Origin of the sequence: Tianweitania sediminis (genome assembly GCF_017813335.1) — a bacterium.
GTDB lineage: Bacteria > Pseudomonadota > Alphaproteobacteria > Rhizobiales > Rhizobiaceae > Tianweitania > Tianweitania sediminis.
The window spans coordinates 515,943-531,411 of record NZ_JAGIYY010000001.1 but is presented as its reverse complement, the minus strand read 5'-3'; the positions used below and the strand labels follow the sequence as shown (position 1 = coordinate 531,411).

General features: G+C 61.6%; 18 protein-coding genes. 10 read left to right on the top strand and 8 right to left on the bottom strand.

The features are described 5' to 3' along the window. Positions 1–2 precede the first annotated feature (2 nt). From J5Y06_RS02455 to hslV, 5 genes are all read right to left on the bottom strand, one after another. The gene (locus J5Y06_RS02455; RefSeq protein ID WP_209333514.1) at positions 3–953 is read right to left on the bottom strand and encodes a DUF1402 family protein; all 951 of its coding nucleotides are present in this window, start codon (positions 951–953) and stop codon (positions 3–5) included. An 85-nt stretch (positions 954–1,038) separates the two neighbouring features. Continuing rightward, positions 1,039–2,334: an ATP-dependent protease ATPase subunit HslU gene (hslU, locus tag J5Y06_RS02450; protein WP_209333513.1), complete on the bottom strand. Its 1,296-nt coding sequence runs from the start codon at positions 2,332–2,334 to the stop codon at positions 1,039–1,041. 6 nt (positions 2,335–2,340) lie between these two features. Continuing rightward, complete coding sequence (locus J5Y06_RS02445) at positions 2,341–3,537, bottom strand: hypothetical protein (RefSeq protein ID WP_245247526.1); 1,197 nt, start codon at positions 3,535–3,537, stop codon at positions 2,341–2,343. Then, a complete protein-coding gene (locus J5Y06_RS02440) occupies positions 3,527–4,048 on the bottom strand; it encodes a GNAT family N-acetyltransferase (RefSeq protein WP_280818990.1) in 522 nt (173 codons plus the stop codon). The genes J5Y06_RS02445 and J5Y06_RS02440 overlap by 11 nt, the downstream gene beginning before the upstream one ends. Continuing rightward, the gene (gene hslV / locus J5Y06_RS02435) at positions 4,041–4,589 is read right to left on the bottom strand and encodes an ATP-dependent protease subunit HslV (RefSeq protein ID WP_209333512.1); all 549 of its coding nucleotides are present in this window, start codon (positions 4,587–4,589) and stop codon (positions 4,041–4,043) included. The genes J5Y06_RS02440 and hslV overlap by 8 nt, the downstream gene beginning before the upstream one ends. A 185-nt stretch (positions 4,590–4,774) precedes the next feature. Between hslV and hisB the strand changes: the two genes are divergently transcribed. The 9 genes from hisB (at position 4,775) to J5Y06_RS02390 (ending at position 10,726) form a co-directional block, all read left to right on the top strand. Then, entirely contained in the window at positions 4,775–5,377 is a 603-nt protein-coding gene (hisB, locus tag J5Y06_RS02430) for an imidazoleglycerol-phosphate dehydratase HisB (RefSeq protein ID WP_209333511.1), read from the top strand. A gap of 3 nt (positions 5,378–5,380) precedes the next feature. Continuing rightward, positions 5,381–5,875: a DUF2628 domain-containing protein gene (locus J5Y06_RS02425; RefSeq protein ID WP_209333510.1), complete on the top strand. Its 495-nt coding sequence runs from the start codon at positions 5,381–5,383 to the stop codon at positions 5,873–5,875. Next, the gene (gene hisH / locus J5Y06_RS02420) at positions 5,875–6,525 is read left to right on the top strand and encodes an imidazole glycerol phosphate synthase subunit HisH (RefSeq protein ID WP_209333509.1); all 651 of its coding nucleotides are present in this window, start codon (positions 5,875–5,877) and stop codon (positions 6,523–6,525) included. The genes J5Y06_RS02425 and hisH overlap by 1 nt, the downstream gene beginning before the upstream one ends. Then, complete coding sequence (gene hisA, locus J5Y06_RS02415) at positions 6,522–7,265, top strand: 1-(5-phosphoribosyl)-5-[(5-phosphoribosylamino)methylideneamino]imidazole-4-carboxamide isomerase (RefSeq protein ID WP_209333508.1); 744 nt, start codon at positions 6,522–6,524, stop codon at positions 7,263–7,265. The genes hisH and hisA overlap by 4 nt, the downstream gene beginning before the upstream one ends. 2 nt (positions 7,266–7,267) lie before the next feature. Beyond that, positions 7,268–7,585 carry a hypothetical protein gene (locus J5Y06_RS02410; protein ID WP_209333507.1) on the top strand — a complete coding sequence of 106 codons (318 nt, stop codon included), beginning with the start codon at positions 7,268–7,270 and terminating at the stop codon, positions 7,583–7,585. 97 nt (positions 7,586–7,682) lie between these two features. Next, the gene (hisF, locus tag J5Y06_RS02405; RefSeq protein WP_209333506.1) at positions 7,683–8,468 is read left to right on the top strand and encodes an imidazole glycerol phosphate synthase subunit HisF; all 786 of its coding nucleotides are present in this window, start codon (positions 7,683–7,685) and stop codon (positions 8,466–8,468) included. Positions 8,469–8,487: 19 nt separating this feature from the next. After that, entirely contained in the window at positions 8,488–8,811 is a 324-nt protein-coding gene (locus tag J5Y06_RS02400) for a phosphoribosyl-ATP diphosphatase (protein ID WP_209333505.1), read from the top strand. After that, positions 8,808–9,818 (top strand): type I pantothenate kinase, encoded by a 1,011-nt coding sequence (gene coaA / locus J5Y06_RS02395; protein ID WP_209333504.1) that lies wholly within the window; start codon positions 8,808–8,810, stop codon positions 9,816–9,818. The genes J5Y06_RS02400 and coaA overlap by 4 nt, the downstream gene beginning before the upstream one ends. Before the next feature lie 584 nt (positions 9,819–10,402). Further along, positions 10,403–10,726 carry a septal ring lytic transglycosylase RlpA family protein gene (locus J5Y06_RS02390; protein ID WP_385931141.1) on the top strand — a complete coding sequence of 108 codons (324 nt, stop codon included), beginning with the start codon at positions 10,403–10,405 and terminating at the stop codon, positions 10,724–10,726. A gap of 41 nt (positions 10,727–10,767) precedes the next feature. Here the strand turns inward: J5Y06_RS02390 and J5Y06_RS02385 are convergent, their stop codons facing one another. The 3 genes from J5Y06_RS02385 to J5Y06_RS02375 form a co-directional block, all read right to left on the bottom strand. Beyond that, positions 10,768–12,519, bottom strand: coding sequence for a GtrA family protein (locus J5Y06_RS02385; protein WP_209333502.1), 1,752 nt, complete (start codon positions 12,517–12,519; stop codon positions 10,768–10,770). Between the two features lie 83 nt (positions 12,520–12,602). Next, the gene (locus J5Y06_RS02380) at positions 12,603–13,016 is read right to left on the bottom strand and encodes a GtrA family protein (protein ID WP_209333501.1); all 414 of its coding nucleotides are present in this window, start codon (positions 13,014–13,016) and stop codon (positions 12,603–12,605) included. A 19-nt stretch (positions 13,017–13,035) separates the two neighbouring features. Further along, positions 13,036–14,259: a glycosyltransferase family 2 protein gene (locus J5Y06_RS02375; protein WP_209333500.1), complete on the bottom strand. Its 1,224-nt coding sequence runs from the start codon at positions 14,257–14,259 to the stop codon at positions 13,036–13,038. Between the two features lie 190 nt (positions 14,260–14,449). On the opposite strand from J5Y06_RS02375, the gene gshB reads away from it, so the two are divergent. Next, positions 14,450–15,394 (top strand): glutathione synthase, encoded by a 945-nt coding sequence (gene gshB, locus J5Y06_RS02370; protein WP_209333499.1) that lies wholly within the window; start codon positions 14,450–14,452, stop codon positions 15,392–15,394. Positions 15,395–15,469 lie beyond the last annotated feature (75 nt).

The following is a 15,469-nucleotide window of genomic DNA, read 5'->3' as shown; positions in this document are numbered from 1 at the left end:
CGTCAGAAAAGCGCTTCGAGATCTTTGATCCGGTCGTTCACGAGCCAGCCGTAGTAGTTCTCTTCCGGCCAGCGCGGAGGCTCGCCGCGGGCGACGCGATCCTGGTTTTCCTGCTTTAGGGCGGTGGCCCGCTCTTCCGGCGACCCCACATTGTAGAGGGTCGCCGTGATCCCCGGATTGCGCGAAATGTCCAAGCCTGCGATGCGCCGATAGGCATCGATCGAGGTTCGAAGCGTCGCGGCGACGTAAGGCAGCGTCAGGTCCGGATCCATGATGGTCTCGTAAACGGCGCCCGGTTGCGCGGCATCGAGGCGGGGCAGTCTGGAAATCTGATGAACCAGGTCGCTCATCTGCAGCGCAGTCAGCGGGTTGAGCTGTCCCAGGCCGAATGTCTGTCCGGCATAAAAGGGCTGAAAGAAAACGGCACCGAATCGATCGTTTGGAAACTGGGTCCCGTCGACGACCTTACCTGCGAAATGCGTGTTCCAGATCCGCTCGCGACAAGCCCACAGGTCGTAGCTGTCGAGAATCTTGGCACATGGGGCAAACTGGGGGCGCTGGACAAACCGATCCACGGTTTCGCCCTTGTGCTTGAAGGAGAAGCTCGAGCCGAGATAGGATGCCGCCTTCACGTAATAAGTCTGCAGCCGGTCATAGGCATCCACATTGTAGGTGTGCTCACCCACGATTGCGCCGGCGATATGGATGGGATCGATGCCGTAGTCACGCGCAGTGTCGGCAATCTTCTCGCGCAGCGCCCGGTCCGTTTGCAGGAGCTTCAGGACCCGCCGGTACTTTGCGTCGTAGGTTGTTTGGAGCGCCGCCGTGCGACGGGCAGACCCACCCGGCACGTTCGGCTGCTCCGCGTGGCGGTTGCCGGCGGGAACCAAGGTGGTAGCCGAAACGGGTGTCGCCAGGATCAAGCCGAGCAAGACGATGCCGAGTGTCCGCATGATGTGTGCTCGTTGTTCCTGAAGGTTTGCTCTTGCCGGAACACCGCCCCAAAAGAAAGGGGCCGGTCGAACCGGCCCCCGTGCCTTAAAGAATGAAACGCGACAAATCTGTGTTCTTCGAAAGGTCGCCAACATGCTTGTCGACATATTCGGCATCGATTGTGACAGCGGTACCACTCTGGTCCGGCGCAACAAATGAGATCTCGTCGAGCACCCGCTCCATCACGGTTTGCAGGCGCCGCGCGCCGATGTTTTCCACATTGGCATTGAGATCAACCGCAATGCCGGCGAGCTGGTCGATGGCATCGTCCGTGAAGTCGAGCGTGACACCTTCCGTGCTCATCAAGGCGATGTACTGCTTGATGAGGCTCGCTTCCGTTTCGGTCAGGATTCGGCGGAAGTCGTCCTTCTCCAAAGCTCGCAGTTCCACCCGGATGGGCAGGCGGCCCTGTAGCTCAGGCAGGAGATCGGACGGCTTCGCCACATGAAATGCGCCGGACGCGATGAACAGGATATGGTCGGTCTTCACCGGCCCATACTTGGTTGCCACGGTGGTGCCTTCCACCAGCGGCAGAAGATCGCGCTGCACGCCTTCACGCGAGGGCCCGGTGCGGGTGTCGCTGCCGGCGACCTTGTCGATTTCATCCAGAAACACGATCCCGTCGTTCTGGGTCGACTCGATGGCGCGCTGGGTCACTTCCTCCTGGTCGAGCAGCTTGTCGCTTTCATCGTTGATCAGGAAGTCGTAGCTTTCCTTTACCGTTGTCCGCCGCATCTTGGTGCGTCCGCCACCCATCGCCTTGGACATCAGGTCATTGATGTTGAGCACGCCGATATTGGGCATGCCGGGAACCTCGAAACCGCCAGGAGCCCCCGTGTCGGCAACCTCGATCTCGATTTCCTTGTCGTCCATCTCGCCGTCGCGCAGCTTTTTGCGGAAGGAGTCGCGCGTCGCGGGGCTGGCGGTCTTGCCGACCAGCGCTTCCAGAACGCGCTCCTCTGCATTCATGTGGGCGCGTGCCTTGACGCTTTCGCGCATCTTCTCGCGCGTGAGCCCGATCGCGACTTCCACGAGATCGCGAATGATCTGCTCCACGTCGCGGCCGACATAGCCGACTTCTGTAAACTTGGTGGCTTCGACCTTGATGAAGGGCGCACCGGCGAGCTTTGCCAAGCGGCGGGAAATTTCCGTCTTGCCGACGCCGGTCGGCCCGATCATCAGGATGTTCTTCGGCATCACCTCTTCGCGCATCGCGCCTTCCAGCTGCTGGCGCCTCCAGCGGTTGCGCAGCGCAATGGCCACGGCGCGCTTGGCATCCTTTTGGCCGATAATGAAGCGGTCGAGTTCGGACACGATCTCGCGGGGGGAGAAGTTCGTCATGAATACTTACACTTTGAAGGGAGGGAGCTTGTCGAGAACGGATGTGGGGAGGGTCGACCCGACGATCAAGCGGCGGATGCGCTGCCACCCCGCGCCAAACAGGATCACCAGCGCGCCGATCGTCAGCAGGATCAAGGCGAAGGGTGGAATGCCGGTGGTATTGGCGGCAGAGTTCACGAGATAGTAGATGCCGAGCGAGCCGAAATAAGCCAGCGTCGGCACCAGCAGCGAGCGGCGATCGATGGCGAGCGCCACATAAACGAAGCCGATGATCAGGATCGACAGCATGATTGTGGCATCCACACCCGGCTCGATGCGTCCGAACACAACGTCCTGACCCGTGGCCATGATGAACAGCGGATGCACCAGCATCGGCGCGGAAACGACATGCAGCCAGAAGGCGCAGTCCGACCAGATCTTGCGGCGCTCGCGATCATAAAGGTCGAGCGCCACGGCTGTCGCGAACACGACCAGACCGCAGATCAGCGGCATGTAAAGAGCGGCGCGCAGCAGTTCGGGCATGTCCTGCAGGCTCGGCGGAGTGACGGTGCCGCTGGCGACGCCGTCGTAAAGCAGCAGCGTCGTTTGCAGGAAAGCGAGCAACGTTGCAGCGATGGCGATCACGCCTGCCAGGATCGGCACGCGAAAGCGCCAGAAGTAAAGGAGTGCTGCTGCGATCACGCCGCCTAGCAGGAGGTAACCGGCCTGCGAGACCTGGCCGCGCAAGGCAAGAACTTCCCAGATCGTTTCCGGCAGCCGGATCTGGTAGGTCTGCTCCACCACGATGGCCAGCAAGGCCGCTGTGGACCCCGCGAACAACAATGCCAGAACGGTGGATGCCAGTTTCATGCGGTGCTGGCGCGTCACCACCTCGGCGACACCCCAGCCGAACAGGGCGAGCACGCCGGCGATCCAAAGGGGCCGTCCCGCCAGCACGGTGTTGGAAGCGAAGTAGAAGCCGGCGGTGAGCAGGACCGTGCCGACCGTCACGAACAGATCGTTGCCGCCGCCGATCAGCCGAAGGTTTTCCTCGTCGGCATCAGATTCGAGATTGCCGACCGCAGCAAGTGGCGCTGAGGCCTGCAGCGCAAAAAGCTGATCACGTTGGCGGGCGGTGATCACACCCACCGCGACTGCTGTGTGGAGCGTCGAACCGGTTATCTCGTCGGGCTCCCGCACCATGTCGCTTGTGTCAGCCACCATTCTGCGCGTTGTCCTCGTCCGGATCACAGGCCATCAGAACGACATCGCCATAAGGAGAATGGCGTCGGTCGATCTCGCGGAAACCCGCCTTGGCATAAGCACGGATTGCCCGGGCATTGTCGGGATGAGGGTCGATGATCACCCGTGGCGCACCTTCAGCGAAAAGCTGTTCGGCGATCTGGCGCACCATCGCCGAGCCATGGCCTTTTCCGAGCATCGCGGCATCACCGATGGTTACATCCAGGCCGAGGGTGCCGAAGGGCTGGTCCTGATATGGATGGTCATCTTCCAGATGCGGGTCATACACCTGCAGATAGGCGAGGGCCTTTCCCTCAAGCTCGACGATCAGCGGCTCCGTTTCCACGCTTTCCGCGGCTTCGATGATCTCTTCCAGCGAAGCGAGGATATCGTCGCCCCACCATTCCGTTGCATGGGGCTGGCGCAGCCAGCCTTCCAGCATTGGGAGGTCGGCAGGCGTCACCGGCCGAAAATCATACAGCGCTTCAAGCAAGGTCGATGCTTTCCAGGATCACGCTGCCGTTTGTGTAAACGCAGATCTCGCCGGCAATCCGCATGGCGGTACGGGCGATGGCTTCCGCATCCTGATCGGTTTCCGCCAGGGCGCGTGCGGCGGCCAAGGCATAATTGCCGCCCGAGCCAATCGCCATCACGCCGTGTTCGGGCTCCAGCACATCGCCCGTGCCAGTCAGCGCCAGCGTCACGTTCTTGTCGGCCACCAGCATCATGGCCTCGAGCCGGCGCAGGTAGCGGTCTGTGCGCCAATCCTTGGCCAAGTCGACGCAAGCGCGCGTCAGCTGCTCGGGATATTGTTCGAGCTTCGATTCCAACCGCTCGAGAAGCGTGAAGGCGTCGGCGGTGGCGCCGGCGAAGCCAGCGATCACGTTGCCCTTGCCGAGACGGCGAACCTTGCGGGCGTTGCCCTTCATGATGGTTTGGCCGAGACTGACCTGCCCATCTCCGGCGATCACGACCTTGTTGCCTTTCCGCACGGTCACGATGGTTGTGCCGTGCATGATGATCTCATTACTCATAGGTCACTCCGATGCGGCGGTGCCGACGCGGCCCTTGCGGCACCGCGCAACACCCCTGATGTTTCGCCCTATGTATGAAGGGGAAACGACTTTGCAAAGCAGGCAACTGTTCAGCCTTGGATACGGCTGGTATGGAGCGGCCACACGCGGAACCCCGTTGGTTTCGGCGCGGAGAAGGACAAGGAATGTCGCAGCCACGCAGCGCTTCGGTGGAACGAAACACCAAGGAAACCCAGATCAAGGTCACGCTCACGGTCGATGGCAGCGGTACTTTTGACATCGCCACGGGGATTGGCTTCTTCGACCATATGCTGGAGCAGTTGTCGCGCCATGCGCTCATGGACCTGACTGTCGAGGCCAAGGGCGACCTGCACATCGATGACCACCACACGGTGGAGGATGTCGGCATCGCGATCGGCCAGGCGCTTAACCAGGCCCTTGGAGAGCGGCGTGGCATCACCCGCTACGCTTCGCTCGATTTGGCCATGGACGAAACGCTGACACGCGCAGCAATCGATGTGTCCGGCCGTCCTTACCTGATCTGGAACGTCCGCTTTCCATCGCCGAAGATCGGAACCTTCGACACCGAGCTGTTCCGGGAATTCTTCCAGGCCTTTGCGCAGCATGCGGGAGTAACCCTGCACATTACCAACCATTATGGCGCCAACTCCCATCATATTGCGGAAACCTGCTTCAAGGCCGTGGCTCGGGTTCTTCGCGCGGCAACCGAGCCGGATCCCCGCCAGGGTGATGCCATCCCTTCCACCAAGGGCATCCTGAAGGGCTGAGTCATGGCCATCTACGTCGTTATGCAGCCAGTCGACGCGGGCGATGCAGCAGAAAAAGCGGTTCTGGTTCGCGATGGCGTCCATGGGCTCGCTTTTATTCTGCCGGTGGTTTGGCTGCTTTTGCACCGGCTGTGGATCGAAGCCGCTGCAGCCTTCGCCCTGATGCTGGCTGCGGGAGCCTTGATGAGCCAAGTGGGCGGACACCCCCTGCTAGGTTCAGCCATGTCGCTTCTGATTGCGCTCTACTTTGGTCTCGAAGCGCCTGCACTCTGGCTGAACAGCCTCCGTCGCCGGGGCTACGTGTTCTGGGGCACTGTGGAAGGTGCGGACCTCGCCGAAGCCGAGCTCCGGTTTGCAGCGGCGAGTGAAAGTGAGTCTGACCTAGGCGTTTCCGCTGTGGGCACGCTACCGGACCAGGAAAAGCTGCCGACCGGACCGTCTGCCCGATCATCCATCCGGCACAGTGTCGGTCTCGTCAGCTATCCTTGGGGAAAGTAATGCGGGTTGCGATCATCGACTACGGTTCCGGTAATCTTCATTCCGCCAAGAAAGCACTGGAGCGCGCCAACAGCGATGCCGGATTGGGCGCCGAAATTGAGCTGACGAGCGATGCTCACCGGGTGGAAAGCGCCGACCGGATCGTGCTGCCGGGCGTCGGGGCTTATGCCGATTGTCGCGCCGGCCTTGATGCCGTACCAGGCATGGTTGAAGTCCTCAATGACGCGGTTCTCGGCAAGGGACGCCCGTTTCTGGGCATCTGTGTCGGCATGCAACTGATGGCGGAGCGCGGGCTGGAGAAAACCACCACCCATGGCCTTGGGTGGATATCAGGCGATGTGGCGGAAATTTCGCCTGCGGACCCCCAGCTCAAGATCCCGCAGATCGGATGGAACACGATTCACGTGAAACATCCACACGCGCTCTTGGCTGATATACCCACTGGCGAGGATGGCTTGCACGCCTATTTCGTTCATTCCTATCACCTCGCGGCTGCGCAAGACGACCAACTGGTGGCAACAACCGACTATGGCGGCCCCGTTACGGCGATGGTGGCACGCGACAACATTGCAGGTGCGCAGTTCCATCCGGAAAAAAGCCAGCGCCTCGGCCTTGCTCTGCTTGCCAACTTCCTGAGGTGGAAACCTTGATCCTTTTTCCTGCCATCGATCTGAAAGGCGGCCACTGCGTCCGCCTTAAGCTGGGCGAAATGGACAGTGCCACGGTCTACAACGAAGACCCCACGGATCAGGCGCGCACCTTTGCGGAGCAAGGCTTCTCCTGGCTGCATGTGGTGGATCTTGATGGCGCCTTTGCGGGAGAAAGCCGCAACGGTTCTGCCGTGGAGGCGATCCTCCGCGCAACACGCAGTCCGGTGCAACTCGGCGGCGGCATTCGCACCTTCGCGCAAATCGAAGCGTGGCTCGAAAAAGGGTTGGCGCGGGTCATCCTCGGAACGGTCGCCGTGCGGGATCCTGACCTTGTGCGGGAGGCTTGTCGCCGCTTTCCTGGCAAGATCGCCGTTGGCATCGACGCCAAGGGAGGCAAGGTTGCCGTGGAAGGTTGGGCAGAAGCCTCGTCGCTGGGCGTGATCGAGCTCGCCAAGCAGTTCGAGGGTGCCGGCGTGGCTGCCATCATCTACACCGACATCGATCGCGACGGCGTGTTGGCGGGCATCAACTGGGGCGCCACCATTGCGCTTGCCGAAGCCGTGTCGATCCCGGTGATCGCTTCGGGTGGGCTGGCGTCCATGGACGACATCCGACGCTTGACTGAGCCGGATGCCGCACGACTTGAAGGCGCGATTTCCGGCCGTGCACTTTATGATGGCCGCATCGATCCCGGTGAAGCACTGGCGCTGCTGCGCAGCACGAGCCGACCGAAGCTTTGAGGATGCAAGCGAGGCGCGGCAAAAGCTGGACGATCTTCTGGTTGCTGTTTGCCTTGGCCGCCATCCTGTTCTTCGCCGCCGCCCCGCTCATCTCCGCTCTGACTGCAGGCGCTATCGCAAAGGCTCATGGCTGCACCTTACATGAGGGCTTTGTAAACCCCTGCATCATCGACGGCACGGACTATGGCGAAACCCTCTACCAGTTCGGCGTGATGGGCTGGTTCATGCTGATTACGATCCCTGCCGGCTTGGTTCTGTTGATCGGCTGGCTGGCGGTAACCTCCCAACACCTTCTTCGCTGGTATCGAGCCAGGGCATGACGTCACCTCTGCCAAGTCGGCAAACAGATTTGATCTTCCAGGTCATCTGGTGCATTGCGGCTTCTGACGCTTGTTTCTCCTGGACCTGATCGCGCCCATGACCCTGAAAGCCCGCATCATCCCCTGCCTGGATGTCAAGGACGGTCGGGTCGTCAAAGGGGTCAACTTCGTGGACTTGATCGATGCCGGCGACCCTGTGCAAGCCGCAAAGGCTTATGATGCCGCCGGCGCCGACGAACTGTGCTTCCTTGACATCACCGCGTCGTCGGAAGAGCGCGATGTTCTCTTCGACATCGTCGCGCGCACGGCCGAGCAATGCTTTATGCCGGTGACCGTCGGTGGCGGTGTGCGAACGATCGGCGACATTCGCAAGCTCCTGCTGGCGGGCGCTGACAAGGTGTCGATCAACACGGCCGCCGTGAAGGATCCGGATTTCGTGGCCGCTGCCGCCGACAAATTCGGCAACCAGTGCATTGTGGTTGCCATCGACGCCAAGAAGGTCTCGCAACCTGGTCAAGCGAACCGCTGGGAAATCTTCACCCATGGCGGCCGCACGCCCACCGGCTTGGACGCCGTCGAGTTTGCCCAGAGTGTGGTGGAGCGGGGTGCCGGCGAAATCCTGCTGACGTCCATGGATCGTGACGGTACCAAAGCCGGCTACGACATCGACTTGACGCGTGCGGTGGCCGATGCGGTGCGCGCGCCCGTGGTGGCGTCCGGCGGCGTTGGCACACTCGAGCATCTGGTGGAAGGCGTGCGGGATGGTCATGCAGCCGCCGTTCTGGCCGCCTCCATCTTCCACTTCGGCACCTTTTCCATTGCCGAAGCCAAGGCCGCCATGGCAAGAGCCGGCTTGGCTGTGCGCCTGGATGCGCCAGCCTGATGTCGAGGCTACCTCTGCAATGAGCGAGTTCACACTGGCCGATCTGGAAGCGATCGTGCACGCTCGGGCCCATTCCGGGACCGCCGACAGCTGGACGGCAAAGCTATACTCGTCGGGAATGCCGCGCGCCGCCAAGAAGCTTGGCGAAGAAGCGGTCGAGACGGTGATTGCAGCCGTGGGTGGCGACCGCGGAGAGCTCGTCGCGGAAAGCGCCGATCTGCTTTATCATTGGCTGGTGGTTTTGACCGTGGCCGGAGTTCCGTTGAACGAGGTGATGGCCGAACTGGAGCGCCGTACCGGGCAATCCGGATTGGCCGAAAAGGCTGCGCGGGACCGCGCATGAGCGGCGGCGCTGTCGATACCGACCCTCCAGGGAGTGGTCTGGCGCTCGCCGAAACCCTCACCCAGGCTGAAAAATATTCTCCTTACCGCTTCTTTTCAGCGGATGACTGGGCGCAGTTTCGGGCCGACACGCCGCTGACCCTGGATGAGGAAGAAGTCCGGCGTCTTCGCTCGTTGAACGATCCGATCGACCTCAACGAGATCCGGCGCATTTACCTGTCCTTGTCCCGCTTGTTGTCCGCCCACGTGGAAGCAAGCCAGCTTCTGTTCCGGCAGCGGCAAGCCTTTTTCAACGCCGATGGCACCGGCAAGACCCCTTATATCATCGGCATCGCTGGGTCGGTTGCGGTTGGCAAATCCACCACCGCGCGCGTTCTGAAGGAACTGCTTGCGCGCTGGCCTTCCACGCCAAAGGTCGATCTCGTCACCACGGACGGGTTCCTCCTGTCCAACGCAGTCCTGCGCCGCGAAGGCCTGATGGAGCGCAAGGGCTTTCCCGAAAGCTATGATGTGGGCGCCCTGCTCCGCTTCCTGTCCAGCATCAAGTCCGGCCAACGCAATGTCCGGGCGCCGCTTTATTCCCACATGACCTATGACGTTCTGCCCGATGCGTTTGTTGAGGTGGATCGCCCCGATATTCTGATCTTCGAAGGCATCAATGTCCTGCAAACTCGGGACATTCCGCGCGACGGCAAAGCAGTGCCGTTCGTGTCCGACTTCTTCGACTTCTCCATCTATATCGATGCCGACGAACGTCTCATCCATCGTTGGTACATCGAGCGCTTCATGCGCCTGCGGCAAACGGCGTTCCGCGATCCTGAAGCCTTCTTCCATAAATTCGCGAAAGTGACGGAAGAGGAAGCGTTGGCCATTGCTGAAGGCTTGTGGCGCGAGATAAACCTCAAGAACCTGCAGGACAACATCCTGCCCACGCGTCCGCGCGCCGATCTGATCCTCCGGAAGGGCGCGAACCACTTCATTGAGGAAGTGGCTCTCCGCAAGATCTGAACCTGAGGGTCTCGAACTTGGGCGGCAGCGCGGAATGCGGCACACTCCTGCCATGTTTGATCCTGAGTTCGTGCCCCTTCTTGACCGTCTTTGCCGCTCTCCAGAGCCGGAGCGCAACTTTTTTGCCTCGCAGATGCGATGGTAAAATGTGGCAAAGCGCGAACAGCCTGCGTCAGGCACCCTCATCGTGAAAGCGGGTTCGACGGGTCTGAAGCCATTGGAGCCGCAATATTGCCCACCAAAGTTGAATCCCGGTAGTATTCTTTCTGCTGAAGTTGATGAGCGCTCTGGCGGAAGAATGACGAAGATGCGTTTACTGAATTGATGCTCAAGCATCATTGAAGATGATGCTGGCATTCCGCTCAACGAGCCCTCAACGGCAGGTAAGTAACAGTTTACGAATTGGGCAGGAGACGCCGCGTCAATCCCAATAATACATCCGATCATAACGAATTCTCACGCGATGATTCAGACTGTGACACCGCGTGATCGGAACTTTCCTCGACTCCGCCTTCTTTCACCGGCACTTGGCACCCGTCCGAACAACGGGTTTCCAAACAATGAAGAAATTGGCGCTCGCCAGCATGATGCTGGCCTCTGGCCTTAGCCTGTCCCTGCCCACAGTTGCCCACGCTCAATGCGGAAGCGCATCTTGGTACGCTCTCACCTCCAAAACCGCGTCCGGTGAGCGCATGAACCCTCAGGCCATGACGGCCGCGCATCGCAGCCTTCCCTTTGGAACGAAAATCAAGGTAACCAACAGCAGCAACGGCAAAGCTGTGGTTGTTCGCATCAATGATCGCGGCCCCTTCATCAAGGGACGTGTGCTCGACCTGTCCAAGGCTGCCGCAGGCAAGCTTGGCTTCATCGGCAAGGGCCACACCAAGATCTGCATGGAAAAGTCCTGACGCGCGGCGGGTGCCGTGCGGTCTCTATCCAGCGTTAGCTTTCAGCTGGCTGGCGTGATCCGGTAAAGCACCAAGTCGCTGCCAAGCGGAACCGGCATGGGCGTCAGCCACTCTGGCGCCTCGTTCTGGTTCAGCATCGCGGCGATGCTTTCGGGCGCGAGGGCGGCAAGATGGCCGGCTTCGCTGTTGCCCGCGCACCACGCAAGAATCGTGGCACCACTGCCCGCAATCGCCGCGCGCGCGTCGTCAGGCGCGGCCAACAGGGTCTGCAAGGCAAACAGGTTGCCATCGCTGTTGCGATGGTACGGCCCTGCGAGGGCGCGATGCGGCGTGTTGCGCAGGATCGCTGAGCCGAGATTGGTGAAGCTGAGCACCGTGGCCGGCGTTTCCTTTGCCAGAACGGAATAGTCGCTCGGCCGGTAGCAGGCATGCGCCGTTTGCGGAGCCATCGGCGGTGCTTCGCTCCCACTTAACGCAGCCAGGGCGCTGTTTACACCGGCACTGATCAGGATCCACGTCACAACAAAGGACAGGATCCACGCTCCTGCCATCTGCCCTGTTGTCCGGGCGGTCGGCTGCAAGCGGGCAGCGAGCCGCGCCCTTGCCACCCATCCTGCCAAGGGAATGGCACTGAACGGCAACAGGAAAAGCGATCCACGGATTTGCCAGATGCTGATCACAAGGGCGGCAGCAAGCATGGCAATGACGATCAGGTCGGCGCGACGAGGTGTTTCCTGCTTCCATCGGAAAAGAAGAACACCAAGCGCCATCAGCCCGTAGCCATAATAAAGAAGCAGCTTGGCCGGGTTGTCCCGCGCGACATCCAAAAAGGATTGCGCTTCGGAGATCTCGTCCAGCCAGTTCTCCCGCAGCCACGGATCGACCATGGCGTAGGGGTTGCTGAGGCAGCCGGGAAATACCAAAACGAGAAGCGCGCTGACGCCCGCTCCCAGAACTGCGAGGGCGATCACGCGTCGGGCTAGGCTTGAGCCCGCATTCCGGGAGGACGCAACGCCCGCCAGACCGAAGCCGCCAACAGCGGCAAGGGTAAATTGGACTGCGGAAAAGGCGTCACAGGCTGGTCGCAGCCAGGAAGAAAACGGCACGGTAAAGAGAAAGGCGAGCGTGGCGGCGCACCCGAAGCCGAGACCGAAGCCGGTCGCCGTGAGCCGCTCGGTTTCCCCACGAAGGAGGTAAAGCAGGCTCGCACACAAGCCGCCCACCGCAACGTACGGCGCAGTCTCCATGCCCACCGCCAGCATCAGCGCGGCGCAGGCACCGGCTCCCGCGGCCAGCCAGAAGCGGTTATCTCCGGACAAAAGACCGGCGATCATCCCCAGAGTCAGCGCAAGTTGGACGTTATGATGATCAATCGCGCCGGGTGCGAAGATCCCGATGTAGTAAAGCGTGACGGAGGCGATCACGGCGGCGGGCAGGATTGCACCGGACCCGGCAATGCGCGCGGCGGCGTGAAGAAGCGCCAGCAGCGCCAGGAAAAACAGAAGCAGCGGCCAGACGATGGCCGCGAAGGTCTCCGCCCCGGCGGCCGTTGCTCCAAAAGCCCCCGCCAGAAGGATTAGCCCCGCGATGGGCGCGTCCACCAGCCGCGACCAGTGCATCGGAATGCCGCCTTCGAAGCCGAGGCGATATTGCTGCAGGTCGAACCACCCCTGCCCCCCGAGAAGGTCGCGCACTTCCACGAGGCGCATCATGCTGTCGTTGTCGCCGCGCCCATCCGACAGCGTGGCGAAGCCAGTGGCTGCATAGGTGGGGAAGAGAACGAGCGTCGCCAACCCGGCTGTCAGGAGGAGCGCCGAGGGCCTCACCGCCCGGTGCGCGGGGGAATTGAGCTCCGAATGAGTTGCACCCAGCATGGTCATAGTCGGGACTGCACGAGATCGTCAGCGGAAAGCGATGTGTGGACCGTTTTGAAGGCCCAGCGTGACGACAAAAGGAAGCTGAGACCGCTGACGGCAACCGTGACTGCAACGGCTGATGTAACGGCCGGCCAATCTGCCGCTTGGGCTGCGTGGCCGAGGATGCCGGCCAAACACCCGCAAAGCAGTTGAGTGAGAAGGTAGCGCGGAAGGGCTGTTGCGTGTGGCGCGGCTGCGCGGAACGTCCACTGCCGCTGCAGACCGTAAGCCACCGCAAAGGCAAGTCCATAGGCCATCGGATGGCTGAACAACGGCGGCAGGCCGAGCCGGTCGGCGGCGAGCAACAAAAGGAAATAGCCAAGCGCCGTTCCGCCGCCCACAACAAGGAAGCGCAGGGTCTGCCCACGCGCCACCGCTTGCTCCAAACGGCCCTTACGCATTGCCGAGATCAGACTCGGCGCGGCGCCGCCGGGTTACGGGGATCTCGAGAACGCCGAGCAGGAACGCGGAGAAAAACACCTGCACGGCAATCACAATCAAGGTGAGGCCAAGCAGCACCACGCGGGGGATGCTGGGATCGTGCAAGGCACCAAACCCCAGCGCCGCCCAAGACGCTGCCGCCGAACCGAACAGGATGGCGCCGAGCAGAAAGCAGGCGAGCGCAACCAGGGCGAGGCGGTCGGTGCTGACATGCGTCTTCAGCCAGGACGAGCCTGCAGTGCGCGGGAGCACGCCTGTCATCTCTGCATAAAGTCGTGAAAGCATGCCAAAGCTCACCAACTGCACGCCCGTCACGATCAGGAAGCAGGCCGCCGTGAAAGTGTTGAAGTCGAGCGAAAGGCTGGGGGTCAGCGATACCGGCCCTGATGTGAGAACAGCGGTCAGGCTCAGGCCGATCGCGCAGGCAAGAAGGCCCGGAATGATAAACAGCCAACGCGGGTTGTACATCAAGAGGAACTTCAGGTGCCGCCAACCGTCGCGCCATGTCTTCAGGTGCGGTGGGCGGCTGCGCCCGTCCGGCTTCAGCGTGGTGGGCACTTCCGCAATCCTTAGGCCGCTGAGTGCACTGCGCACGACCATTTCGCTGGCGAACTCCATGCCCGTGGTGCGCAGGTCAAGCGCGCGGATGGCCTGCGTGTTGAAGCCGCGCAAACCGCAGTGAAAATCGCGCGTCGGCACGTTGAAGAACATCCGGCCGATCAGCGACAGCACGGGATTTCCGAGATAGCGGTGCAAAAACGGCATGGCACCGCGTTCGATGCCGCCGCGGAAGCGGTTGCCCATCACGAGGTCGTTGCCTGCGCGCAGGCTTTGCAGAAAGACATCGAGCGCGCTGAAATCGTAACTGTCGTCGGCGTCGCCCATGATCACGAAGCGACCGTGCGCGGCTCCGATCCCGCCGATCAGCGCGGCGCCGTAACCCTTTTCGGCAACGGGAACGACCCGCGCGCCTTCCGCTGCGGCGATCTCCTGGGATCCGTCCGTGGAGCCGTTGTCGGCGATCAGCACTTCGCCCGCCACGTCGCTCGCCCGGAGAAAGGCTTTTGCCTTGCGAATGCACAGCGCAAGCGTTTCCGCTTCGTTCAAGCATGGCATGAGGATCGTCAGCTCGATCTGTTTGCCGTCGAGGTGGTGCGCGGGCGTCACAGCGTTCATCACGTCGCTCCTGCCGCAGCCTGAGCGCGGCAACGCTTGAAGGGCGCCGGCTTGTCGCGGCCGGTGATGCCTTTCCTACAATCAACACCTTCGCGTTGCGTTAACGCCGCATCGGCGGGCCCGGGACGGATTGGCAGCGCGCCGCGAAAGCACTAGGTGTGGCGCAGCCAAATGCCTTGGAGCTTCCGCCATGCCGCTCAAGATCGCCGTCCAGATGGACCACGTTTCCACCGTGCAGATTGCGGGCGACACGACCTTTGCCTTGTCGCTAGAAGCTCAGCGCCGCGGCCACACGCTGTTCCACTACACGCCGGACCGGCTGTCGCTGGTGGATGGCCGCGTGGTCGCCCGAACGGAAGACATGAAGCTCGCCGACGAGAAGGGGCGTCATTTCGAGCTCGGCGAGCCGGTGCGCAGGGACCTCTCCGAGATGGACGTGATCTTGCTGCGCCAGGATCCGCCCTTCGACATGAACTACATTACCACCACGCATATTCTGGAGCGCATCCACCCCCAAACGCTGGTGGTGAACGACCCGGCCTGGGTTCGCAACAGTCCGGAAAAGATCTTTGTCACCGAATTCGCCGACCTGATGCCGGAAACCTTGATCACCAAGGATCCGCTGGAAGTGGCCGAGTTCCGCCGCAAGCATGGCGACATCATCGTCAAGCCGCTTTACGGCAACGGCGGCGCCGGCATCTTCCATCTCCTGGAAGCCGACCGCAACCTTGCGTCGCTCCTGGAAATGTTCACACAGATGTTCCGCGAGCCCTTTATCGTTCAGCGCTACCTCAAGGACGTGCGCAAGGGAGACAAGCGCATCATCCTGATCGATGGCGAGCCGGTGGGCGCTATCAACCGCGTTCCCGCCGATCACGATTCCCGCTCCAACATGCATGTGGGCGGGAGGGCCGAGGCCACCGAACTGACCGACCGCGAGCGCGAGATCTGTTCGCGCATTGGCCCATCGCTGCGCGAACGCGGCTTCATTCTCGTCGGGATCGACGTGATCGGAGACTACATGACCGAGATCAACGTCACGTCTCCCACAGGGGTTCGGGAAGTTAAACGCTTCGGCGGCGCGGACATCGCTTCCCTGTTCTGGGACGCGGTGGAAGCCAAACGACAGGGCTGATCGGAGAACAAGTTCCGGTGACACAACCCCGCACAACCCGATTGCCACCCAAACGCTAAATTGTTCCTTGATTGT

Bases quoted from the DNA above. Each gene is read 5' to 3' on its own strand.
- J5Y06_RS02455 (WP_209333514.1), bottom strand. From the start codon at position 953: ATGCGGACACTCGGCATCGTCTTGCTCGGCTTGATCCTGGCGACACCC.
- hslU (WP_209333513.1), bottom strand. From the start codon at position 2,334: ATGACGAACTTCTCCCCCCGCGAGATCGTGTCCGAACTCGACCGCTTC.
- J5Y06_RS02445 (WP_245247526.1), bottom strand. From the start codon at position 3,537: ATGGTGGCTGACACAAGCGACATGGTGCGGGAGCCCGACGAGATAACC.
- hslV (WP_209333512.1), bottom strand. From the start codon at position 4,589: ATGAGTAATGAGATCATCATGCACGGCACAACCATCGTGACCGTGCGG.
- hisB (WP_209333511.1), top strand. From the start codon at position 4,775: ATGTCGCAGCCACGCAGCGCTTCGGTGGAACGAAACACCAAGGAAACC.
- J5Y06_RS02425 (WP_209333510.1), top strand. From the start codon at position 5,381: ATGGCCATCTACGTCGTTATGCAGCCAGTCGACGCGGGCGATGCAGCA.
- hisH (WP_209333509.1), top strand. From the start codon at position 5,875: ATGCGGGTTGCGATCATCGACTACGGTTCCGGTAATCTTCATTCCGCC.
- J5Y06_RS02410 (WP_209333507.1), top strand. From the start codon at position 7,268: ATGCAAGCGAGGCGCGGCAAAAGCTGGACGATCTTCTGGTTGCTGTTT.
- hisF (WP_209333506.1), top strand. From the start codon at position 7,683: ATGACCCTGAAAGCCCGCATCATCCCCTGCCTGGATGTCAAGGACGGT.
- J5Y06_RS02400 (WP_209333505.1), top strand. From the start codon at position 8,488: ATGAGCGAGTTCACACTGGCCGATCTGGAAGCGATCGTGCACGCTCGG.
- coaA (WP_209333504.1), top strand. From the start codon at position 8,808: ATGAGCGGCGGCGCTGTCGATACCGACCCTCCAGGGAGTGGTCTGGCG.
- J5Y06_RS02390 (WP_385931141.1), top strand. From the start codon at position 10,403: ATGATGCTGGCCTCTGGCCTTAGCCTGTCCCTGCCCACAGTTGCCCAC.
- J5Y06_RS02375 (WP_209333500.1), bottom strand. From the start codon at position 14,259: ATGAACGCTGTGACGCCCGCGCACCACCTCGACGGCAAACAGATCGAG.
- gshB (WP_209333499.1), top strand. From the start codon at position 14,450: ATGCCGCTCAAGATCGCCGTCCAGATGGACCACGTTTCCACCGTGCAG.